Raw genomic sequence first — 22,542 nt, forward strand, 5'->3', positions numbered from 1 at the left:
ATCAGACGCCTGCCAAGCGTCGGATGATGGAGTTGAGGACGGGGCGGCCTTTCTCGGTCGCCATAACCTTTCGCTCGGTCGTCACGATCATACCCAATTCTTCCAGTGCCGCGATATCGGGCGGGGAGATCTCATCACCGCCCAGCGCGGCATACCGGGATCGATCCATTCCCTCCGTCAACCTCATGGCCATCAGAAGGTACTCGAGAGCCTGTTCCTCCTGCGTAAGCGCTGCGAACTCTTCGTCTCCCGATCCGGTCTTCACTGCCTTGAGCCATGAACCGGGTTCTCTGGGAGCGATCGTTGCAAATCTTTTGCCAGAAAGAGTTAATCTACCGTGCGCGCCGGGTCCGATGCCGATGTAATCGCCGTAGCGCCAGTAGATGAGATTGTGCCGCGAGGCGGCGCCCGGGGCGGCGTGATTCGACACCTCGTAAGCTGCTAGTCCGGCGTCACGACATAGTTCCTGCGTCAGCGCGTACATCTCGGCCGAAAGATCTTCATCGGGAAGCCCGGCGAGCTTTCCCCTGTCGAAGCGCTCGCCGAAGACGGTGCCCGGCTCAATCGTCAACTGGTAGAGGGAGAGGTGATCGACAGCCATCGAGAGCGCGCGGGAAAGTTCGGTTTCCCAAGCTGCGAGAGACTGATCCTGACGTGCGTAGATCAGATCGAAACTGACCCTGTCGAAGTTATCTCGTGCGATCTCGAAAGCGCGCATCGCTTCGTCGACCGTATGGAGACGTCCCAAGCGTCGCAAATCGTGGTCGTCAAGCGCCTGGATGCCCATGGAGACCCGCGTCACCCCGGCGTTTCGATAGCCTTCGAAGCGGGTGGCTTCGACGGAGCCGGGATTGGCCTCGAGCGTGATCTCGAGATCGTTGGCAATGGTCCAGTGTTTCGCGGCGGCGTCGAGGATTGCCGCAACGACTCGCTCTTCCATCAGGCTGGGGGTTCCGCCGCCGAAGAATACCGAATTCAGGAGCCTGCCGGGACACAGTTTCGCGTATCTCTCGATCTCGGCCAAGTAGGCATCGAGCCAGAGGTCCTGGTCCACGTGCGAGGCGACATGGCTGTTAAAGTCGCAGTACGGACATTTCGATTGGCAAAACGGCCAATGGACATAGAGGCCGAAGCCGGCGTTCTTCCAGTCTTCAATCAAAGCAACCCTGCACGAGCTTCGTGAATGCTGCGCCCCGGTGGCTGAGAGTGTTCTTCTCCCACCTGTTCATCTCGGCAAAGGTGATGTCGTAGCCGTCGGGCTGGAAGATGGGGTCATAGCCATGGCCCTGATCGCCCCTCGGCGGCCAGGTGATCCTACCCTCGATCATGCCCTCGAACACCTCGTGATGACCGTCGGGCCATGCAAGAACGAGCGTGCAGCAGAATCGTGCTGTCCAAGGCTCGGGATCGCCTGACGACACGAGGCGATCGTGCACTTTCTGCATCGCCATCGAGAAGTCGCGCCCGTTCGGCGTTTCGGCCCAATCGGCGGTATAGACGCCGGGTGCGCCGTCAAGTGCATCGACGCAAAGCCCGGAATCGTCGGCGAGGGCAGGAAGGCCAGTCGCCTTGCTCGCTGCGTGCGCCTTGATCCGCGCGTTGCCGACAAAGGATGTTTCGGTCTCTTCGGGTTCTTCGAGACCAAGATCACCCGCGCCAACGATGGTGATATCGAAACGTTCAAGGAGATGATCGATCTCCTCGAGCTTTCCGCGATTATGGGTCGCGACGAGCAGGCGATCTTCGTCGAATTTACGCATCTACCGCCGCCAGTTGGATCTCGGACAGTTCAGCCACGCCTTTCTCCGCCAGATCCAGCAGCCCATCCATCTGCTTGCGCGTGAAGGTCGAGCCCTCGGCGGACATTTGCGCCTCGATCAGTTTGCCGGATGCGGTGAGGATGAAGTTTCCGTCGACACCGGCCTCGCTGTCCTCGGGATAATCCAGATCGAGGATGAGCTGGCCCGCGTAGATGCCGCAGGATACCGCGGCCACGGGATCGGTCAGGGGATCGGTTGTTACCTCGCCGGCCTTCAGAAGTTTCTGAACGGCGAGCTTCAGCGCGACCCAGCCGCCGGTGATGGATGCGCAGCGCGTGCCGCCGTCCGCCTGGATCACGTCGCAATCCACGGTGATCTGCCGCTCACCGAGGGCAACGCGGTCGATGCCGGCGCGCAGGGAACGGCCGATCAGCCTTTGGATCTCGACTGTTCTGCCGCCCTGCTTGCCTGCGGTCGCCTCGCGGCGCATCCGGCTCGTGGTCGAGCGGGGCAGCATCCCGTATTCCGCCGTAACCCATCCAAGACCGGACCCCTTGATGAAGGGCGGAACGCGGTCCTCGATCGTGGCGGTGCAGAGCACATGGGTATCGCCCATCCGGATCATGCACGACCCTTCGGCGTGTTTCGTGATACCTGTCTCGATGGAAACAGGCCGCATCTGATCGAGGGTTCGGCCGGAAGGTCGCATAAGATGATCCTTGTATTTCGGTAGACCGCAAATAACTTTGTATCCAGTGGAATGGAAGCAAGATTGCCTTCGATTTCCTTAATTGTCCGATGTCGATGCGGGGGCCGAGCGACGTTTCCATGGCGGAGAACGGAAAGCTACTCGAGGAGTTGAACGACAGATCGCGCGAGGTTTTTCGCCGTGTCGTCGACTCGTATCTGCTCACCGGGGAACCGGTTGGCTCCCGCACGCTTACGCGGGAGATGTCGGAGAAGGTGAGCGCGGCGACCATCCGGAACGTGATGCAGGATCTCGAGTATCTCGGCCTGCTGAGTTCTCCGCATATCAGCGCGGGGCGGTTGCCGACCCAGGAAGGCCTCAGGATATTCGTCGACGGATTGCTCGAGGTCGGGGACCTGGGCCCGGAGGATCGCGAGAAGATCGACGCGACTGTCACAGGCAATTCGCAAGATGTGACGGATGTTCTCGATCGTGTCGGGTCGGCACTTTCGGGCGTCACCAAGGGCGCGTCCCTCGTCCTCGCGCCCAAGCATGAGGCGCCTATCAAGCATATCGAGTTCGTGAGCCTTGCACATGATCGTGCGCTGGTGGTTCTCGTCTTCGCCGACGGCAACGTGGAGAACCGCATTTTCACGCCGCCGCCCGGTCAGACGCCGAGCTCCATGCGGGAAGCCGCGAATTTCCTCAACGCGCTCATCGAGGGCAAGACGCTGTCGGATCTTCGCTCGAAGTTCAGCAAGGAGATCTCGAAGCGACGGCAGGAGATCGACGTGCTTGCGCGGGAGCTGGTCGAGAGTGGGCTGGCTGTCTGGGATCGTGATGGAGAATCCCCCGAAAGGCTGATCGTGAGGGGACGGGCGAACCTTCTGGGCGCCGATGGCACCGAGGCCGACCTCGAGCGCATTCGTGAGCTATTCGACGACCTGGAACGGAAGCGGGATATCGCGGAGTTCCTCGAATTGGCGGATGAAGGGGAAGGCGTGCGAATTTTTATTGGCTCCGAGAACAAACTTTTCTCACTTTCGGGTTCCTCTCTGGTGGTGTCTCCATATATGAACGCTGATCGAAAGATCGTCGGCGCGGTCGGGGTCATCGGACCCACGCGGCTCAACTATGGGCGGATCGTGCCGATCGTGGATTATACGGCACAGCTGGTCGGGAAGTTGATTTCCGACCGCGGTTGAAGAGGTACGACATGGCAGAGCCCAAGAACGATGAATTTCTGGACGACCTGGAGACGGCGATGGCCGAGGAGCAGGAAGTCGAGACCGCGGAAGTGTCTGACGAGGAAGCGGAAATCGATGCGCTTCGGGCCGAGCGGGACGCATTGAAGGACAAGTTCATGCGGGCGCTGGCGGATGCGGAGAACGTGCGCAAGCGTGGAGACAAGGCGCGCCGCGATGCCGAGAATTACGGCGGCGCGAAACTGGCGCGCGACATGCTTCCGGTTTACGACAACCTCAAACGGGCCGTCGAGGCGGCCACGGATGAGCAGAAGGACGTCTCGAAGGCGTTAATCGAGGGGGTGGAGCTGACCATGCGAGAGCTTCTGAGCACCTTTTCGAAACACGGAATTATCCTTGTTTCTCCGCAGCCTGGTGACAAGTTCGATCCGCAGCTGCACGAAGCGATGTTCGAAGCGCCGGTGCCGGATACCAAGGCCGGGGAGATCATCCAGGTGTCGGCCGAGGGGTTCATGTTGCATGACCGGATCCTGCGTCCCGCGCAGGTTGGAGTGTCCTCCAACAGGGGGTAGGCGCCCGGCCTTCCGCAACGTGTTAAGGCGCCCTATGGGCGCCTTTTTTCATGTCGGTATCTACGTCGGTATCCACGTCGGTATCACGTCGGTGCGCGAGAACGGTCGTTTAACGGGTTAACGCAGCGCGCGTTCAGTCCTCGTTAACAAGTTCCTTCAGCTCGTAGATCAACAGCAGCGCCTCGCGCGGGGTGAGCGTGTCGGGGAGAACCTCGCGAAGCCGGCGTTCCGCCTCCGAGGGCCCAAGTGCGGCGGGGCGCGGTGCAGGTGACGGTGTGGCCGAAAAGAGCGGCAGGTCATCGATCACGGCTTCGCGGCTGGCGCCGCCTTCGCGCTCGCCTTTTTCGAGCGCCTCGAGAACGACGCGGGCGCGGTCGACCACCGAGGCGGGCAGACCGGCGAGCTTGGCCACCTGGACGCCGTAGGATCGGTCGGCGGCTCCGCGATGGACCTCGTGGAGGAAGATGACGTCGCCATCATGTTCCTTGACGGCGATCGTCGCGTTCTCGACGCGGGTCAGCCGATCCGAGAGGCGGGTGAGTTCGTGATAATGTGTCGCGAAAAGCGCGCGGCAGCCATTAACCTCGTGCAGATGTTCGAGGGTGGCCCAGGCGATCGAAAGACCGTCGTAGGTGGCCGTGCCCCGGCCGATCTCATCAAGGATGACGAGCGCATGATCGTCGGCCTGGTTGAGGATGGCGGCGGTTTCGACCATCTCGACCATGAAGGTCGAGCGTCCGCGCGCCAGGTCGTCCGAGGCGCCAACGCGGCTGAACACCTGGCTCACCAGACCGATATGGGCCGCGTCGGCGGGCACGAAGCTGCCCATCTGGGCCAGGATCGCGATAAGGGCGTTCTGGCGCAGGAATGTCGATTTACCCGCCATGTTCGGGCCGGTCAGAAGCCAGATGTCGCCCTGATCGCCGAGATCGCAGTCATTGGCGATGAATGGGCCGCCCCCGGATGCGCGCAGGGCCTGTTCCACGACCGGGTGGCGACCGTTCGTGATGGCGAGCGCGCGACTGTCATCGACCTTGGGCCTGCACCAGTTCTCTTCCAGCGCAAGCTTTGCCAATGCGCCGTGGAGGTCGATCTCCGCCAAGGACGAGGCGGTATCGGAAAGCTCGGCGTAGCGATCGAGAATTTCGGATTTCAGCGTGTCATAGAGACGCTTTTCGATTTCGATGGCCCGTCCGCCCGCATTCAGTATCCGCGTTTCCATCTCGGACAAGGGCACCGTTGTAAAGCGGACCTGATTGGCCGTCGTCTGGCGGTGCCTGAACGTCTCGCTGAGCGGGGGCGAGAGCATCTTGTCGGCGTGGGTTGCCGTCACCTCCACGAAATAACCCAGAACGTTGTTGTGCTTGATCTTGAGCGACTGGATGCCGGTCAGCTCGGCATATTCGCTTTGCATGGATGCGATGACACCCCGCCCCTCGTCGCGGAGTTGACGGCTTTCGTCCAGATCGTCGTCATAGCCCGGAGCGATGAAACCACCGTCGCGCACCAATAGGGGTGGTTCGGCGACGAGCGCCTGGTCGAGGAGTTCGAGAAGCTGTTCCTGCCCCGAAAGCCTGTCAAGCGCAGCGGCGAGTTCCGGAGGTGTGTCCCCGGGCCGTGACATCGCGGCGATCTGTGCGGCCTGGGTCAGGCCATTGCGGATCGCGGCGAGATCGCGAGGGCCGCCGCGGTCGAGGCCGAGACGTGACAACGCGCGCTCCATGTCGGGGACGGCACGAAGCGCGGTGCGCAGATCGTCCCGAAATCGAGACTGTTCCAGCAAAAAATCGACGCAAGCGAGACGGGAACGCACGACCTCGGTATTCCGCGACGGGTTCGAAAGACGCTGTTCCAAGAGGCGTCCGCCGCTTGCGGTGACGGTGCGGTCGATGACAGCGATCAGCGAGCCCGCGCGTCCGCCGGAAAGGGAACGGGTCAGTTCGAGGTTGCGGCGCGTGGCGGCGTCGATCTGCATCGCGCCACGAGAGTCGGCCTGGCGCGGAGGCTGAAGCAGGGGGAGCTTCCCCTTCTGGGTGATCTCGAGATATTCGACCAAGGCGCCCATCGCCGAAAGCTCGGCACGGGAAAACGTGCCGAACGCTTCGAGCGAGGCGGTTCTGAAAAGCGCGCAGAGGCGTTTCTCGGCTCCCGTGCTGTCGAATGCCGAGCGGCCCAGCGGCGTGAGGGCCGCGCCGCTTTCCTCGATGGTTTCCATGAGATCGCGTTCGGCGCCATCCGCGACCACCACCTCGGCCGGTGCGAGGCGCGCCAGTTCCGGGCCAAGCCGCACCTGCGGCAGGCGCATGACGATCATCGCGCCGGTGGATATATCGACCCATGCCAAGGCGCCTTCGTCGCGGACATTGCCGAAAGCGGCCAGGAAGTTATGCCGGCGCGCGTCGAGAAGCGTTTCCTCGGTCAGCGTTCCCGGCGTGACGAGGCGCACCACCTCGCGGCGCACCACGGATTTCGAGCCGCGTTTCTTCGCTTCGGCGGGATCCTCGGTCTGTTCGCAGACCGCCACGCGAAAGCCCTTGCGGATAAGGGTGAGCAGGTAGCCTTCGGCCGAGTGGACGGGCACACCGCACATCGGGATGTCCTGCCCCTGATGCCTGCCCCGCTTGGTGAGAGCGATATCGAGAGCCTCGGCCGCCGCCGCCGCATCGTCGAAGAAAAGCTCGTAGAAATCGCCCATGCGATAGAAAAGAAGCGCGCCGGGGTGGCCCGCCTTGATCTCGAGATACTGCGCCATCATCGGCGTCACGGCTGATGTCGCTTCGGTCACGCGTCCCCCCTTGGTCCGCGGGCAATCTATCGGGCCGCCCGGGGGGACGAAAGAGGCTTGTGGTTGTCGCGGGGGGGATGCACGGATAAGACTGAAATCTCGACCCCTCCAGCCGAGCGAGCACCATGCCCAAACCCAAATTCACCCGCGAAGAGGCCCTTGCCTTTCATCTCGAGCCGACGCCCGGCAAGTTCGAGATCAGCGCCACGGTGCCGATGACGACGCAGCGTGACCTGAGTCTTGCCTACAGCCCCGGCGTGGCGGTCCCCTGCCAGGCGATCGCGGAGAACCCGGAAACGGCGTATGACTATACCAACAAGGGAAACCTCGTGGCGGTGATCTCGAACGGGACCGCGGTTCTGGGGCTGGGAAACCTTGGCGCGCTGGGGTCGAAGCCGGTGATGGAAGGCAAGGCGGTGCTCTTCAAGCGGTTCGCCGATGTCAACAGCATCGACATCGAGCTGGATACCGAGGACCCGGAGGCGTTCATCAACGCGGTGAAGCTGATGGGACCGACCTTCGGAGGCATCAACCTCGAGGATATCAAGGCGCCGGAATGTTTCATCATCGAGCAGCGGCTCAAGGAGGTGATGGATATTCCCGTCTTCCATGATGACCAGCACGGGACGGCGGTGATCTGTGCCGCGGGCCTGATCAATGCTCTGCATCTGTCGGGCAAGAAGATCGAGGATGTGAAGATCGTCCTGAACGGGGCCGGTGCGGCGGGGATCGCCTGTATCGAGCTTCTCAAGAGCATGGGCGCGCGGCATGAGAACTGCATCGTGTGCGATACCAAGGGCGTGATCTACCAGGGTCGCAGCGACGGGATGAACCAGTGGAAGTCAGCCCACGCGGTCGATACCAAGCTGCGCACGCTCGAGGAGGCGATGGACGGGGCCGACGTGTTCCTCGGCGTGAGCGTGCGGGGCGCGGTTACCAGCGAGATGGTGGAGAGCATGGCCCGCGATCCGGTGATCTTTGCCATGGCGAACCCGGACCCCGAGATCACGCCCGAGGAGGCGCACGCGGTGCGCGACGATGCCATCGTGGCGACCGGGCGGAGCGACTATCCCAACCAGGTGAACAACGTCCTGGGGTTTCCTTACCTCTTTCGCGGTGCGCTCGACTGTCACGCGCGGGCGATCAATGACGAGATGAAGATCGCCTGTGCCGAGGCGCTGGCGCGGCTCGCGCGGGAGGACGTGCCGGACGAGGTGGGCATGGCTTATGGCCGCGAGCTGTCCTTCGGGCGGGATTACATCATCCCGGCGCCGTTCGATCCGCGCCTCATCTACACGATCCCGCCGGCCGTGGCGAAGGCGTGCATGGAGACGGGCGCGGCTCGGCGGCCGATCGTGGACATGGACGCCTACGAGGTCACGCTCAAGACGCGGATGGACCCGACGGCGAGCATGTTGCGGTCGATCAACGCGCGGGCGCGGGCGGCGCAGGCCCGGATGATCTTTGCCGAGGGCGATGATCCGAGAGTGCTCCGCGCCGCGGTGCAGTACCAGCGCGCCGGGTTCGGCCAAGCCCTGGTCGTCGGGCGCGAGGCGGATGTGGCGGAAAAGCTCAAGGTCGCGGGACTTGGCGATGCGGTGAGCGAGCTCGAGGTCGTGAACGCGGCGAATACCGAGCATCTGCGCGACTACAAGGCGTTTCTCTATTCCCGGCTTCAGCGCCGGGGGCATGACCGGCATGACGTTCACCGGCTCGCGGCGCGGGATCGGCACGTGTTCGCGGCGCTGATGCTGGCGCATGGGCATGGCGACGGGCTGGTCACCGGGGCGACGCGGAAATCGGCCTATGTGCTCGACCTCATCAACCACGTGTTCGACGCGGATGCCGAACATGGTGCCGTTGGTGTGACGGCCCTGATGCACAAGGGGCGCGTGATCCTGGTTGCGGATACGCTGGTGCATGAGTGGCCGGACGAATCCGATCTTGCCAGTATCGCCGAACGCTCGGCCGGGGTGGCGCGGCATCTCGGGTTGGAGCCGCGCGTGGCGTTCGTCAGTTTCTCGACCTTCGGTTATCCCCGTTCCGAACGTGCCGAGAAGATGCATCGCGCGCCGCGTATTCTCGAGGAGCGGGGCGTCGATTTCGAGTTCGAGGGCGAGATGACGGTGGACGTGGCGCTCAACACCGAAGCGCAAAAGAGCTATCCCTTCCAGCGGCTGACCGGGCCCGCGAACATCCTTGTCGTGCCGGCGCGACATTCGGCGTCGATCTCGGTCAAGCTCATGCAGGAGATGGGCGGCGCGACGGTTATCGGACCCATCCTCACGGGTATCGACAGGTCGATCCAGGTCTGCTCGACCACCTCGACCACGAACGATATCCTGAACATGGCGGTGCTGGCCGCGTGCAAGGTCGGGTAGAAGAGCGGTCGATATCCGGGCGGATGCCGACCGGCCCTACGCAGCCTCAGTTCACGAAGGGTGCCGCGTCGCCCCAGAGTGCGCGCACCCGTGCGTCGCGGCCGCATCCGTTGCGATACCGTTTGTAGGCGGTCGATCTCTTCACCCCGAGACCAACCGAGCTGAAGGCGATGCGTTCATCGCTCTTGTAGTAGTCCTGATGATAATCCTCGGCCTCGTAGAAGGTTTGCCGGGGAAGGATCGGCGTCACGATGTCCTGGCCCAGCGCCTTCTCGGCTTCGGCCTTTGCCTCGCGCGCGGCCTCCACTACGTTCGGGTCAGATGCGAAGATCGCGGTGCGATAGCTTTCGCCCCTGTCGCAGAATTGCCCGCCGGCATCCGTGGGGTCGATCGAGCGGAAGAACATGTGAAGAAGCTGCTCTCGCGTGACCTGTGCGGGATCATAGTGGATCCGGGCCGCTTCGTAATGGCCGGTGCCGCCGGCGGTGACATCCTTGTAGGTCGGATTTTCCATGGTGCCGCCGGTATAGCCCGACACGACCTCGGTCACGCCCTTCACCTTCTCGAAATCCGCCTCGACGCACCAGAAACATCCCCCCGCGACGATCAGTGTCTCCTGATCGGCCGCATGGGCGGGCTGCTGCTGCGCGCCAAGGCCGAGCGCGATGAGACCTGCGAGCAGGATGGATTTCCATGTCTTGCCGTTCGAATTCATGCGACTGCCTCCTTCATCTTTCCTGCACCATGCCAAAGCGGGCCCCGAGCCGGAATGCACGGAGTCGTGAGGTCACGCGAAGGTGACCGGGTTTCGGCACACCTGTTGCAGTGCGTTGCAGCGTCATTGAAAGTGCTTGACTGGCCCAGAGGCCCTCTGCCTTGTCAGTGGGCAAATCCGAGCAACTGGAGTATGGGTTTGATGGAATCTCAACCTAGCGTCGCGACCAAAACAGGATGGGGATGTTCTTGCCATGACCGAGCACCAGACGACACATGCCGCGCAGGAGGACGCGCGGAACGAGGATATACTCATCTGGCTTGACGGCAGGGTCGTGCCCAAGTCCGAGGCCATGGTCAGCGTGTATGACAGCGGCTTCATGCTTGGCGACGGTGTCTGGGAGGGATTGCGCCTCTATGACGGGACCTGGGCGTTCCTGGACGAGCATATCGACCGGCTTTTCGAGGCGGCAAAGGCGATAGACCTCGATATCGGGTTGAGCCGGGAGGAGGTGATTTCCGCCGTGCTGGAGACGCAAAAGGCCAATGGCATGACCACCGATGCCCATGCCCGCCTGATGGTGACGCGGGGTGTGAAGACGCGCCCTTTCCAGCACCCGTCGCTCAGCCGGCAGGGACCCACGGTGGTGATCATCATGGAGCATTCCAAGCCCGCCATCGCGCGGCCCATCCGCCTTGCCACGGTGCCGCATATCCGTGGTTTGCCGATGACGCAGGATCCCAAGCTCAACTCACATTCGAAGCTCAATTGCATCCTGGCCTGTATTGCCGCCGAGAAGGCGGGCGCTGATGAGGCGCTGATGCTCGATGTGCATGGCTTCGTGAACACGACGAATGCCTGTAACTTCTTCATCGTGAGGAAAGGGGAAGTTTGGACCTCGACGGGGGACTATTGCATGAACGGGATCACAAGGCAGAAGGTGATAGATGTCTGCCGTGCTGAGGGCATCCCGGTCTATGAGCGGAACTATTCGCTGGTGGACGCCTATGGCGCGGACGAGGCGTTCCTGACCGGGACGTTCGGCGCTCAGACACCGGTGAGCGAAATCGACGGGCGGGTGATCGGCGATGGAAGCCTCGGGCCGATGACGAAACGTATCCAAGGGCTCTACAAGGCTCTGATAAGGCGGGATTCGGCCTGATGCGGATCGCGATGTGGTCCGGCCCGCGCAACCTGTCGACGGCGATGATGTATTCCTTCGGCGCGCGTGGCGACTGTGCGGTGGTGGATGAGCCGTTCTACGCGGCATATCTCGCGCTCACCGGGCTCGAGCATCCGATGCGTGACGAGGTGATGGCGTCGCAGCCGCAAGACCCGGAAGATGTGATCACATCGCTGACCGGATCGTTGCCGGAAGGCCGCATCCAATACCAGAAGCACATGAGCCAGCACATGGTGGAGGGGGTCCGGCGCGACTGGATCGGGAAGGTGCGCAATGTCTTCTTGATCCGTCATCCGGCCCGCGTGATCGCGAGCTATGCCGCCAAGCGCGAGAACCCGACGCTCGACGATATCGGGTTTCGCCAGCAGGCCGAACTGTTCGACGAGGCGGCGGCGCTGGGCGATACGCCGGTCGTGGTGGACAGCCACGATATCCGCGAGGCGCCGGAACCCATGTTGCGCAGGCTTTGTGACGAGATCGGGATCCGGTTCGACCCGGCGATGTTGAGCTGGCCAAAGGGGGGGCATCCCGCCGATGGGGTCTGGGCCGCGCACTGGTACGGGGCGGTGCATCGAAGCACAGGATTTGCCGGGCCGGAAGGACCCCTGCCACGGGTGGACGGGCCGCTTCGCGCGGTGATGGAGGCTGCGATGCCCTGCTACGAGCGGCTGAAGGCGCGGGCGTTGACACCCTAGGATCCAGCCGCGACCTGTGGATCAATGTTCAGGAAACTGTTAAGTTGGCGCCACGGTTGTGCAAGACCCCAGAAAATGGGGCGTTAGGCAGGTGAAGCATGGGTTACACGTACAACATCTCGGATGTTGGCGGCGAGACGTCTGGTGGACGTGATGTCTGGACCGCTACGCTCGATCTTCGGCTATCGGATTCGGAGACGGTGAGCGGCGACTTCAACGTCGTCCTGGTAAACAACAACGGCAACGAAGTCGATACAGGCGAAGCTTCGGGTGGCTATACGTCGTCCGGCCTGAGCAATCCCGCGTTGGGAACCCTGGATTTCAACTCCACGACCGGCGAATACACGTTCACGCCGGACTGGGATGCCGTCAAGGCGACGGGGTCGGACCAGGTCGTGAGCTTCGTCATTACCGGGAGGTCCGGCAACAATTCCGACGATGACACGGTGCGGATCACGCTTCTGATCTGCGTCGCGCGGGGCACGTTGATCGAGACCGAGAACGGTCCGGTCGCCGTCGAGAGCTTGCGGGTCGGCGACAATGTGCTGACGCTCGACGACGGGTTTCAGCCCGTGCGCTGGATCGGCTCGCGGTTGGTGACGAGCGCCGAGCAATGCGCCGATCCCGGCCTTCGACCGATAAGGGTGGAGCCGGAAGCGTTGAGCCCAGGCTGCCCCGAGCGGCCGCTGACCGTCTCACCGCAGCACAGGTTCCATCTTGGCAGTTGGAGAGCGGAGCTTCTGTTCGGAACGGCGGAAGTTCTCGTCCCGGCGAAGGGGCTGATCGACGGCGAACGTGTGCGCCGTGTCGATACCTGCGCGCCGGTGGAGTATTTCCACGTCCTGTTCGACGATCATCAGATCATCTGGACAGATGGCGCGCCGACCGAGAGCTTTCATCCTGGGCGGCACGCGCTGAATGAAATGGGGGATGCGGTGCGCAACGAGCTTCTGACCCTGTTTCCCGAATTGTCGGATAGCGGCGGCTATGGCGAAACGGCGCGCAGCGTCTTGCGCCCATGGGAGGCCGCGGTCCTGCTCGAGGGCGCGACGGCGGAGGCACCGCGATGATCGCCGCGCGGGATTCGGCGGGCCAGCCGCTGCCACCGTCGGAAATGCCGAGCGAGGAGCAGTTGCGTATCTATGGCGACCTGGCTTTCCTCGCGTTTCGAAGCGGGCGTCATGCGAAAATGGGTGTCGCCACGTTGCGCCGGTTCTTCGAGCCACCGGTCCTGGCGGGTCAGTTTCGTATCTTCCGCTTCGACGGCGTGCCGCGTGCGGCGATGACCTGGGCCTGGCTCGATGAAAAGGCGGAGCGCAAGTTTCTCTCGGGCGAATTGCTCGATCCGACCGACTGGCAATCGGGGCATCGGCTGTGGATCATCGACCTGATCGCACCCTATCGCGGCCTGACCTCGCAGATCGTGCGCTGGATCATGGTCAGGGGGAACTTCGCCGAGCGCGAGTTCCGTTTTCAGCGCATGGGCACGGGAAACGATGTTCGCCGGATCGTCCACATCGACTTTGACGCGGACCGCCTCGCACGGGTTTACTCGGCCGAACGCTACCTGGCCGCCCGATAACCCCGTGCGATGCTCGGTCGCCTAATCCTTCAGCCGGCGCTCACGCGCGGCCAGCAGCTTGAGACGCAGGGCGTTGAGCTGGATGAAACCCGCCGCGTCCTTCTGATCGTAGGCGCCGGCGTCGTCCTCGAAGGTGACATGTGCCTCGGAATAGAGCGAATGGTCTGACCATCGCGCGACGCAGGTGGCCGCGCCCTTGTAGAGCTTCAGGCGGACGGTGCCGGTGACGTGTTCCTGGCTGCGGTCGATGGCGGCCTGGAGCATCTCGCGCTCGGGCGAGAACCAGAACCCGTTGTAGATGAGTTCCGCGTAGCGCGGCATGAGCGAATCCTTGAGGTGGCCCGCGCCGCTATCGAGAGTGATCTGCTCGATCCCGCGATGCGCTTCGAGCAGGATCGTCCCGCCCGGTGTTTCATAGACGCCGCGGGATTTCATGCCGACGAAACGGTTCTCGACGAAGTCGAGACGCCCGACGCCGTGCTTGCCACCCAGTTCGTTGAGGCGGGTGAGGATCGTGGCGGGGGACAGGGCCTCGCCGTTGATCGACACGGCGTCGCCCTTTTCAAAGCCGATCTCGATGAATTCCGGCGTCTCGGGCGCTTTCTCGGGGTCGATGGTGCGCTGATAGACATAATCGGGCGCCTCTTCGCCGGGGTCTTCGAGCACCTTGCCCTCGGAGGACGTGTGCAGGAGGTTGGCATCGACCGAGAAGGGTGCTTCGCCGCGCTTGTCCTTGGCGATGGGGATCTGGTTCTGTTCGGCGAATTCGAGGAGACGCGTCCGGGACGTGAGATCCCATTCACGCCACGGTGCGATCACCTTGATGTCGGGGTTGAGCGCGTAGGCCGCGAGCTCGAACCGGACCTGATCGTTGCCCTTGCCGGTCGCGCCATGGGCCACCGCATCGGCCCCGGTTTCGGCCGCGATCTCGACCAGGCGCTTCGAGATGAGCGGGCGAGCGATGGAGGTACCGAGAAGATACATCCCTTCGTAGAGCGCATTGGCGCGGAACATGGGAAAGACGAAATCGCGAACGAATTCCTCGCGAATATCCTCGATGTAGATGTTGGAAGGGTTGATGCCCAGCATCTCGGCCTTCTGGCGGGCGGGCTCGAGCTCCTCTCCCTGGCCCAGGTCGGCGGTGAAGGTCACGACCTCGCATCCATATTCGGTTTGCAACCACTTGAGGATGATCGAGGTATCGAGGCCGCCGGAATAGGCGAGAACGACTTTCTTGGGCGCGGACATGGGCGTTGTTCCTTCTTGCCGGATATGGCGGGCGGATAGCGGGTTTTGCGGCACTGGGCAAGGTCGTCCCCTTGCCAGACGGCGCGAGATGAGCCAGTGACGAAGCATGAGCGATTTCGTCGATAGGGCGCGCGCCGCCGAGCGCGCGATGCGGGCGGTGTTTCCCGAAACGCCGCTCCTGCGTAACGAGCATTTGTCGGAGCGGTATGGCGCGAACATCCTTCTCAAGCGCGAGGATCTGACGCCGGTTCGGTCCTACAAGCTGCGCGGCGCGTTCAACGCGATGCGCAAGGTCATGGCGGCGGGAGAAAAGCCTACTTTCGTGTGCGCGAGCGCGGGAAACCACGCGCAAGGCGTTGCGTTCATGTGCCAGCATTTCGATGTTCGTGGCGTGATCTTCATGCCGGTGACGACGCCGCAGCAGAAGATCGGAAAAACCGCGAAATTCGGCGGTGACAGTATCGAGATACGGATGGTCGGGGATTACTTCGACGACACGCTCGCGGCCGCCCAGGCATATTGCCGCGAGATCGGCGCGCATTTCCTGCCGCCTTTCGACGACGAGGACGTGATCGAAGGTCAGGCTTCGGTCGCGGCGGAGATCGAGGCGCAGCTTGGCGGTTTCCCTGATCACATCGTCATGCCGGTGGGCGGGGGCGGGCTGGCGGCCGGTGTCCTGAGCTATGTCGGGGAGGCGAGCCGGATCACGCTGGTCGAGCCGGAAGGCGGCGCCTGTCTCAACGCGGCGCTCGCGGCGGGGGAGCCGGTGAAGCTGAAGCGGGTGGACAATTTCGCGGATGGCGCGGCGGTCGCGCAGATCGGCCAGCGGACGTTCGAGCGGCTGAAAACCCTCGATCCGGCGCGGTCGCGGACGATCAACGAGGACCGGCTATGCACGACGATGATCGAGATGCTGAATGTCGAGGGGATCGTTCTCGAACCCGCGGGCGCCTTGTCGATCGACGCCTTGAAAGACATGCGTGAGGAAATCGCCGGGAAGACGGTGATCTGTGTCACGTCCGGCGGCAATTTCGATTTCGAACGGTTGCCCGAGGTGAAGGAGCGCGCGCAGAGATATTCTGGCGTGAAGAAGTATTTCATCCTGCGGATGCCGCAGCGCCCCGGTGCGTTGAAGGATTTCCTGAACATCCTCGGCCCAGAGGATGACATCGCGCGGTTCGAGTATCTCAAGAAATCCGCGCGCAACTTCGGTTCAGTCCTGATCGGGATCGAGACCACGTCGCCCGGGAACTTCGCGAGGATCGAGGCCGCGCTCGATGACGAGGGCTTCACCTATCGCGATATCACGAATGACCAGGTCCTTGCGGAGTTCCTGATCTAGCGCCATCGAGGAGCGCCGGGAGACCGGCGAGGAATTCCTCGCGGGAGCGGTCGAACGCACTTATCGTCGCGGAAAGGTCCAGCCCCGCGCGATCACCCCTGGCCATCGCGATCTCACCCGATCTGCAGAGCACCGAGAATCGGTCGAAACCGAGATTGAGAGCGCTGCCTTTCAGGAAGTGAAACAGGTCTTCGAGCCCTTCCGGCAGGACCGGGCCGCGCAGCTTGTCGATCCCGGTTTCGACCTCCTCGAGGAAAATCTCGACGATCTCGCCGAAATCGTCCGCCCCGACTTCGCGCCGGAGTTCGGCCACGCGCGCCCAATCTATCAAGGCAGGTTCAGTCATGCCGATTCCGCGATCCCTTCGCCAGTGAGACGTGAGAAGGGTGCCCCGGTTCTCTTAACGCGCGGTATCCTTTCGCGCGGAAATGTAACGCATTCGAGCTTTCATCATTGGTTAGGGACGGATGTGCGATCAGATCCTGCGATTGGGCGTGATTCGATGACACCTTTGATTGACCCGTTTGAAACTTCTCCCGGCACGGGGGCCGCGATCCGCGACGTGCTGATCGTGGACGACAGCCGATTGCAGCGGCGCCTCCTTGCAAGCCTGCTCGGGCAGTGGGGATTTGCCGTGCGAGAGGCGGACTCGGGGGCCGCGGCGTTGGAGCTTTGCGCCGAGAGGCCGCCCGACCTCGTTCTCAGCGACTGGATGATGCCGGGCATGGACGGGTTGGACTTCTGTCGCGCGTTTCGCGAACTGGCGCAGGAGGATTACGGGTATTTCATTCTTCTGACCTCGAAGGGCGAGAAGGAAGAGATCGCGAGGGGCCTCGACGCGGGGGCGGATGACTTCCTGACAAAGCCGGTCAATGCGGACGAGCTTCGCGCGCGGATCGAGGCGGGGGAGCGGATCCTGCGCATGGGGCGCGAGCTTTCGCAGAAGAACCGGGTGATCCGGGCCACGCTCGACGAGTTGCAGACGCTTTACGACAGCATCGACAGGGATCTGGTCGAGGCCCAGAAGCTTCAGCAATCGCTGGTGAGCGAACGCCACAAGGATTTCGGGGCGGGGGAGGCGTCGCTCTTTCTGCGATCGAGCGGTCGGGTGGGGGGCGACCTCGTGGGCGTGTTCGAAGCGAGTCCGACGCGCGTCGGGCTCTACAGCATCGACGTCTCGGGGCACGGGATCAGCTCGGCCCTGATGACCGCGCGCCTGGCCGGGTATCTTTCGGCCTCGGCGCCGGATCAGAACGTGGCGCTCGAACGGGACGGAAAGGGGGGATACGTGATGAGAGCGCCCTCCGAAACTGTCGCGATGCTCAACGCGCTCTTCCTCGATGAGCTCGAGACCGAGCATTACTTCACCATGGCGCTTGCGGACGTGGACCTTGCCAGTGGCCGCGTGCAGATCGCGCAGGCCGGGCATCCCCACCCGATCGTGCAGCGCCGATCCGGTGCCTGCGAGATCGTGGGCGGCGGCGGATTGCCCGTGGGCCTGATCGAAGCGGCGGATTTTCAGCAGTTCGAAGTGACGCTGGGACCGGGCGACCGGTTGATGATCCATTCCGACGGGATCGTCGAATGTGCCGGACCCGACGGGCGGCTTCTGGGCGATGACGGGCTGGCGCATATCCTGTCCGCGCTCAAGCAGACCCGTGCCTTGGCCTGTCTTGAATCGATCGCCTGGAAGATGACCGAGTTTGCCGGCACCGACAGGTTCCACGATGATGTCTCGGCCGTGATGTTCGAATTCAAGGACTGGTGCATGGTCGTCTGACCGCTTCGCACCGACGCTCAGCGCAGGAACTGCCGCATGAACATCCGGTCGCCCACGCTGGCCACCTCGGTCGCCGCGGTGCGCCAGTCGGTGAGCATCGCCGTGTGGCCCGCCTCGCCCGGTTCGCCGAGGCAGAGCGCCGGGTGCGCCACGAAGATCGTGCAGATCTTCTCGGCCCATTGGTCGTATTCAGGCATGTAGACGAACCGCCGATAGGCGCCCAGACGCCGGGGCCGCGCGATCCGCCAACCGGTCTCCTCGAAAACCTCGCGATGAAGCGCGCGCAGCGGCGATTCGCCAGGATCGACGCCACCGCCGGGCAATTGAAGTTCCGGCTCGGGCCGGTCCTGATGGGTCAGCAGCACACCGTCGCCATGTGGCAGGATCGCATAGACACCGGGCCGGATCCTGTAGCGGATGTCGGGCCGCACGGGTTCCCCAACGCGTCGAATCATGTTGCCACCCCCTTGGACCGTCGCGCCGGATGCCCTATCTAGCGTGTCTGTCAATTCCGCCGATCGCGCATGTCCTGACCGAATTCGGGATTTGCGCGCCTCATGGACCGGCGGGGTACCATGCGCGACACTCGACGCGCGCAGGATATGCCAATTTCGGGCCTCGAAGGAAACCCCATGACCCTTGCTCAAAAGATCGCCTGGGACGACACGGTCCTGCCCTTCCAACTGGATGCGAGCGATATTCGGGGACGCGTGGCGCGCCTTGATGGCGTGCTGGACGAAATCCTGAGGCAGCACGCCTATCCGCCGCAGGTTGAGGCGCTCATCGCGGAGATGGCGCTTCTGACTGTCATGGTCGGGCAGACGGTGAAGCTGCGATGGAAGCTGAGCCTCCAGGTGCAGACCAAGGGCGCGGTTCGGATGATCGCGACGGATTACTACGCGCCCGCTGCGGAAGGCGAGCCGGCGCGCATCCGTGCCTATGCCAGTTTCGACCGCGACCGTCTGAGCAATGCGGCGCCCTTCGAGCAGCTTGGCGACGGATATTTCGCGATTCTTCTGGACCAGGGCGAGGGCACCACGCCCTACCAGGGGATCACGCCGATCGCGGGCGGCAGCCTTGCCGCATGCGCGGAGGCTTATTTCGCGCAATCCGAGCAGCTTCCGACGCGGTTCAAGCTGAGCTTCGGCACGTCGCGCGAGCCCGGCGGCGCGGAAAGCTGGCGCGCGGGGGGTATCATGATCCAGCATATGCCCAAGGCATCCCCCTTCGCGAAGGAAGGCGGGAGCGGCGAGGGGGGGCTCTTGAAGGCCGGAGATATTGTCGAAGGCGAAGAGGGAGAGAACTGGGTGCGGACGAACCTGCTTCTCGACACGGCCGAGGAACTCGAGCTGATAGGCCCCTCGGTTGCGCCCACCGACGTTCTCTACCGGCTCTTTCACGAGGAAATTCCGCGCGTCTTCGACGTGCAGGCGGTGCGGTTCGGCTGCACCTGTTCGGAGGAGCGCGTGCGTCAGAGCCTTTCGATCTATTCCTCGGGCGACATCGAGAAGATGACGACCGAGGAGGGCCGTGTCACTGCGGATTGCCAGTTCTGCGGCGCGCATTACGACCTTGACCCCGCGACGCTGGGGTTCGATGCGGACAAAGATGAGTGATCCGCTGCACCAGGTCCTGCGGGCGCTGGAGCGGCCCATGCGCCCGTCGTCGGATTTCGACCTGAATCACGGGATCGTCTTGCCGGAAAGGCGGCTGCTTCGGCCCGCGGGCGTGTTGGTGCCGATCCATGGCGATCCCGATCGTCCGACCGTGATCCTGACGAAAAGGTCCTCGGCGCTGAAGCATCATCCGGGGCAGATCGCCTTTCCGGGGGGCAAGCAGGACGAGGGCGACACGGATGTGATCGCTGCGGCGCTGCGCGAGGCGCGCGAGGAGATCGCGCTTGACGAGAGCAATCTCGAGATACTGGGGACGATGCCCGCGCATGAGACCGTGACGGGATTCAGCGTCACGCCCGTGGTTGCCCGAGTGCGCGAGCGGTTCGACCCGGTGCCCGAGGCGGGCGAAGTGGACGAGGTTTTCGAGGTGCCGTTGGCGCATGTGCTCGACTGTGGCCGTTATCGGATCGAGGGCCGGCACTGGCGGGGGATCAAACGTCACTATTACGTGGCGCCGTTCGGGCCCTATTACGTCTGGGGCGCGACCGCGCGGATGCTGCGCCAATTGGCGGAGGCGGTGCGCGATGAGGATTGAGGGCGATTGGCTGGACGCACCGGAGCTGCGCGCGGTCTTCGAAATGCTGACGGAGGCAGGCCACCGGGCGCTGGTTGTCGGTGGCGCGGTGCGCAATGCCGTGATGGGCCTGCCCGTCACCGACATGGACCTGGCGACCGATGCGCGCCCCGAGAGGGTGATGGCGCTGGCCGAAAAGGCGGAGTTGAAGGCGGTTCCGACCGGGATCGAGCACGGGACGGTCACGGTGATCAGCGGCGAGACGCCATTCGAGATCACGACCTTCCGCCGCGACGAGAAGACTTTCGGGCGCAAAGCGCATGTGGCTTTTACCGACGATCTGACCGAGGACGCGCGGCGGCGGGATTTCACGATGAACGCGCTCTACGTAGGCCCCGATGGCGTGGTGATCGACCCGGTGGGCGGGCTTGACGATGCGCGTGCGGGGCGCGTGCGGTTCATAGAAGACGCCGGGCAACGGATCGAAGAGGATTACCTGCGCATCCTGCGCTTCTTTCGCTTCAACGCCGTTTATGGCCGAGATGGGCTCGACCCCGAGGCGCTATCCGCCATCGCGGAGCGGTTGGACGGGCTGAAACACCTCGCGCGTGAGCGTGTGGGCGCGGAGATGCGCAAGTTGCTCGGGGCGACGGATCCGGGGGTGGCGGTTGCCGCCATGGAGCGTGTGGGCGTACTGATGCGGATCCTGCCGGGGGCCTCCTCCGAGGCGATACCACCGCTCGTGCATGTCGAAGGGAAGATGGGCCTTTCGCCGAACGCGATCCGGAGGTTGGCCGCGCTGGGCGGTGAGGCTCCGGACGCCGCGCTGCGGCTGAGTCGGGCGGAGGCCGGGCGGTTGGAGCGGTATCGTGCCGGTATCGCGTCGGTACAGGGGCCGGGGGAACTTGCCTATCGACTCGGAGCGGATGAGGCGCGCGATGTCCTCGCGCTCCGGGCGGCGGTGGGGATGCCCCTGCCGGAGGGTTGGGCCGCGGCGGTGAAGCGCGGGTCCGAGGCCGTCTGCCCGGTGACTGCGCGCGACCTGATGCCTGAATTCGAGGGCCCCGCGCTTGGCGAGCGGCTACGCGCGGTCGAAGATGCGTGGATCGCGTCGGGGTTCACGAAGACCCAAGAGGATCTTCTGTGAGCGGGAAAACCTGGGTCATCGAACGGCTGGGCCACCACGGGGACGGCGTGGCCGAGGGACCTGTCTATGCGCCCATGACGCTTCCGGGAGAGGAGGTGACAGGCCGCCTCGAGGGGCAGAGATTGACCGATGTGAGGATCGTGCGGCCCAGCGAAAGCCGGGTTGCGCCGCCATGCCGCCATTTCCGATCTTGCGGAGGGTGTGCGGTTCAGCACGCGGCGGACGCGTTCGTCTCCGAGTGGAAGCAGGGAATCGTGGAAACGGCGCTTCGGGCGCAGGGGCTCGAAACCGGGTTCCTGCCGATGCATGTCTCGCCCCCCGGGAGCCGGCGGCGCGCGACCTTTTCGGCGCGGCGGACCAAGAAGGGCGCGATGGCCGGGTTTCACGCGCGGGCATCCGGGGTCATCGTCGAGATCCCCGATTGCCGCCTGCTTCACCCCGACCTGGCGAGAGGCCCGGAGATCGCTGCCGATCTGGCGAAGGTCGGTGCAAGCCGGCGGGGTGAGCTTGCCGCTGCGATGACGGTCTCGGCGGGAGGGCTTGACGTGGACGTGCGCGGCGGGCTTGGGGCCGACATGGCACTTCGTGCGGCGCTGGCGGATGTCGCCCGCGAGGGGAGCCTGGCGCGGCTTCGCTGGGAGGGCGAGATCGTCTTTCAGGAGACGCCGCCGGAGCAGGTTTTCGGGCGCGCGCGGGTCGTGCCGCCGCCCGGGGCGTTTCTCCAGGCCACGACGGAGGGCGAGGCGGCGCTTGTCGCGGACGTCACGTCGCATTTGGCCGGGGCGGAACGTATTGCCGATCTCTTCTCGGGGTGCGGAACGTTCACCTTTCCCCTCGCGGAAACGGCGCGGGTTCACGCGGTCGAAGGTGATCCGGAGATGGTCGCGGCGCTGGAAACGGCGCAGCGCCATGTTCAGGGCCTGAAGCCTGTGACTGCGGCCGTGCGCGACCTGTTTCGTGAGCCGCTGACTGCCGGGGAGCTTGGAGCGTTCGATGGCATCTGCCTCGATCCGCCGCGCGCCGGGGCAGAGGCGCAGGTTGCCGAGATCGCCCGATCCGGTGTGGCGCGCGTCGCCTATGTCTCGTGCAATCCCGTGAGCTTTGCCCGCGATGCCCGCGCCCTGACGCAGGCGGGATACGCGATGGGACACGTCCGCGTGGTGGATCAGTTCCGATGGTCGCCGCATGTCGAACTTGCCACGGTGTTCACGCTGGACGTCTGAAACCTCTATGCCAGTCCTGCGAGATGCTGTATCCAGAATCAAAAAA

21 protein-coding genes are annotated in these 22,542 nt (G+C 63.8%); 13 read left to right on the plus strand and 8 right to left on the minus strand.

Annotated elements, in window-relative coordinates; genetic code table 11:
- Position 1: 1 nt before the first annotated feature.
- The 3 genes from hemW to rph are packed head-to-tail and all read right to left on the minus strand — an operon-like array spanning position 2 to position 2,469.
- Entirely contained in the window at positions 2 to 1,156 is a 1,155-nt protein-coding gene (gene hemW, locus K1T73_RS00845; protein WP_220603557.1) for a radical SAM family heme chaperone HemW, read from the minus strand.
- Positions 1,152 to 1,760: an RdgB/HAM1 family non-canonical purine NTP pyrophosphatase gene (gene rdgB, locus K1T73_RS00850; protein ID WP_220602128.1), complete on the minus strand. Its 609-nt coding sequence runs from the start codon at positions 1,758 to 1,760 to the stop codon at positions 1,152 to 1,154. The genes hemW and rdgB overlap by 5 nt, the downstream gene beginning before the upstream one ends.
- Positions 1,753 to 2,469: a ribonuclease PH gene (gene rph, locus K1T73_RS00855; RefSeq protein ID WP_220602129.1), complete on the minus strand. Its 717-nt coding sequence runs from the start codon at positions 2,467 to 2,469 to the stop codon at positions 1,753 to 1,755. The genes rdgB and rph overlap by 8 nt, the downstream gene beginning before the upstream one ends.
- A gap of 119 nt (positions 2,470 to 2,588) precedes the next feature.
- Between rph and hrcA the strand changes: the two genes are divergently transcribed.
- Positions 2,589 to 3,653 carry a heat-inducible transcriptional repressor HrcA gene (gene hrcA / locus K1T73_RS00860; protein WP_220602130.1) on the plus strand — a complete coding sequence of 355 codons (1,065 nt, stop codon included), beginning with the start codon at positions 2,589 to 2,591 and terminating at the stop codon, positions 3,651 to 3,653.
- Positions 3,654 to 3,664: 11 nt separating this feature from the next.
- Positions 3,665 to 4,225, plus strand: a complete 561-nt coding sequence (locus K1T73_RS00865; RefSeq protein WP_220602131.1) for a nucleotide exchange factor GrpE — start codon at positions 3,665 to 3,667, stop codon at positions 4,223 to 4,225.
- Between the two features lie 133 nt (positions 4,226 to 4,358).
- Here the strand turns inward: K1T73_RS00865 and mutS are convergent, their stop codons facing one another.
- Positions 4,359 to 6,980, minus strand: coding sequence for a DNA mismatch repair protein MutS (mutS, locus tag K1T73_RS00870; protein ID WP_220603558.1), 2,622 nt, complete (start codon positions 6,978 to 6,980; stop codon positions 4,359 to 4,361).
- Between the two features lie 155 nt (positions 6,981 to 7,135).
- Between mutS and K1T73_RS00875 the strand changes: the two genes are divergently transcribed.
- Positions 7,136 to 9,391, plus strand: coding sequence for an NADP-dependent malic enzyme (locus K1T73_RS00875; protein ID WP_220602132.1), 2,256 nt, complete (start codon positions 7,136 to 7,138; stop codon positions 9,389 to 9,391).
- A gap of 46 nt (positions 9,392 to 9,437) precedes the next feature.
- Here K1T73_RS00875 and msrA read toward each other — a convergent pair whose 3' ends face one another.
- Positions 9,438 to 10,106: a peptide-methionine (S)-S-oxide reductase MsrA gene (msrA, locus tag K1T73_RS00880; protein WP_220602133.1), complete on the minus strand. Its 669-nt coding sequence runs from the start codon at positions 10,104 to 10,106 to the stop codon at positions 9,438 to 9,440.
- A gap of 253 nt (positions 10,107 to 10,359) precedes the next feature.
- Here msrA and K1T73_RS00885 point away from each other — a divergent pair, with 253 nt between their 5' ends.
- The 4 genes from K1T73_RS00885 to K1T73_RS00900 all read left to right on the plus strand — a co-directional run bounded on the left by K1T73_RS00885 (position 10,360) and on the right by K1T73_RS00900 (position 13,566).
- A complete protein-coding gene (locus K1T73_RS00885) occupies positions 10,360 to 11,268 on the plus strand; it encodes a D-amino acid aminotransferase (RefSeq protein WP_220602134.1) in 909 nt (302 codons plus the stop codon).
- Positions 11,268 to 11,984 (plus strand): HAD family hydrolase, encoded by a 717-nt coding sequence (locus K1T73_RS00890; protein WP_220602135.1) that lies wholly within the window; start codon positions 11,268 to 11,270, stop codon positions 11,982 to 11,984. The genes K1T73_RS00885 and K1T73_RS00890 overlap by 1 nt, the downstream gene beginning before the upstream one ends.
- A gap of 98 nt (positions 11,985 to 12,082) precedes the next feature.
- Positions 12,083 to 13,054, plus strand: a complete 972-nt coding sequence (locus tag K1T73_RS00895; protein ID WP_220602136.1) for a Hint domain-containing protein — start codon at positions 12,083 to 12,085, stop codon at positions 13,052 to 13,054.
- Positions 13,051 to 13,566, plus strand: a complete 516-nt coding sequence (locus K1T73_RS00900; protein WP_220602137.1) for a toxin-activating lysine-acyltransferase — start codon at positions 13,051 to 13,053, stop codon at positions 13,564 to 13,566. The genes K1T73_RS00895 and K1T73_RS00900 overlap by 4 nt, the downstream gene beginning before the upstream one ends.
- 21 nt (positions 13,567 to 13,587) lie before the next feature.
- Here the strand turns inward: K1T73_RS00900 and K1T73_RS00905 are convergent, their stop codons facing one another.
- Positions 13,588 to 14,814: an argininosuccinate synthase gene (locus tag K1T73_RS00905; RefSeq protein ID WP_220602138.1), complete on the minus strand. Its 1,227-nt coding sequence runs from the start codon at positions 14,812 to 14,814 to the stop codon at positions 13,588 to 13,590.
- 106 nt (positions 14,815 to 14,920) lie between these two features.
- Between K1T73_RS00905 and ilvA the strand changes: the two genes are divergently transcribed.
- A complete protein-coding gene (ilvA, locus tag K1T73_RS00910; RefSeq protein ID WP_220602139.1) occupies positions 14,921 to 16,156 on the plus strand; it encodes a threonine ammonia-lyase IlvA in 1,236 nt (411 codons plus the stop codon).
- Here ilvA and K1T73_RS00915 read toward each other — a convergent pair.
- Positions 16,119 to 16,487: an Hpt domain-containing protein gene (locus K1T73_RS00915; RefSeq protein WP_220603559.1), complete on the minus strand. Its 369-nt coding sequence runs from the start codon at positions 16,485 to 16,487 to the stop codon at positions 16,119 to 16,121. The two genes, ilvA and K1T73_RS00915, sit on opposite strands and share 38 nt — an antisense overlap.
- A gap of 171 nt (positions 16,488 to 16,658) precedes the next feature.
- On the opposite strand from K1T73_RS00915, the gene K1T73_RS00920 reads away from it, so the two are divergent.
- Entirely contained in the window at positions 16,659 to 17,936 is a 1,278-nt protein-coding gene (locus K1T73_RS00920; RefSeq protein ID WP_220602140.1) for a PP2C family protein-serine/threonine phosphatase, read from the plus strand.
- A 17-nt stretch (positions 17,937 to 17,953) separates the two neighbouring features.
- On the opposite strand, the gene K1T73_RS00925 is transcribed toward K1T73_RS00920, so the two are convergent.
- On the minus strand, positions 17,954 to 18,391 hold the full coding sequence (locus tag K1T73_RS00925) for an NUDIX domain-containing protein (RefSeq protein WP_220602141.1): 438 nt from the start codon (positions 18,389 to 18,391) through the stop codon (positions 17,954 to 17,956).
- A 177-nt stretch (positions 18,392 to 18,568) separates the two neighbouring features.
- On the opposite strand from K1T73_RS00925, the gene K1T73_RS00930 reads away from it, so the two are divergent.
- From K1T73_RS00930 to K1T73_RS00945, 4 genes are read left to right on the plus strand one after another with little or no spacing between them, the layout of a single operon-like run.
- The gene (locus K1T73_RS00930; protein WP_220602142.1) at positions 18,569 to 19,552 is read left to right on the plus strand and encodes an Hsp33 family molecular chaperone HslO; all 984 of its coding nucleotides are present in this window, start codon (positions 18,569 to 18,571) and stop codon (positions 19,550 to 19,552) included.
- Complete coding sequence (locus K1T73_RS00935; RefSeq protein WP_220602143.1) at positions 19,545 to 20,147, plus strand: CoA pyrophosphatase; 603 nt, start codon at positions 19,545 to 19,547, stop codon at positions 20,145 to 20,147. The genes K1T73_RS00930 and K1T73_RS00935 overlap by 8 nt, the downstream gene beginning before the upstream one ends.
- Positions 20,137 to 21,273, plus strand: coding sequence for a CCA tRNA nucleotidyltransferase (locus tag K1T73_RS00940; protein WP_220602144.1), 1,137 nt, complete (start codon positions 20,137 to 20,139; stop codon positions 21,271 to 21,273). The genes K1T73_RS00935 and K1T73_RS00940 overlap by 11 nt, the downstream gene beginning before the upstream one ends.
- Complete coding sequence (locus tag K1T73_RS00945; protein ID WP_259400382.1) at positions 21,270 to 22,496, plus strand: class I SAM-dependent RNA methyltransferase; 1,227 nt, start codon at positions 21,270 to 21,272, stop codon at positions 22,494 to 22,496. Before K1T73_RS00940 ends, K1T73_RS00945 begins: the two co-directional genes overlap by 4 nt.
- Positions 22,497 to 22,542 lie beyond the last annotated feature (46 nt).

This window comes from Roseovarius sp. SCSIO 43702, assembly GCF_019599045.1.
GTDB lineage: Bacteria > Pseudomonadota > Alphaproteobacteria > Rhodobacterales > Rhodobacteraceae > Roseovarius.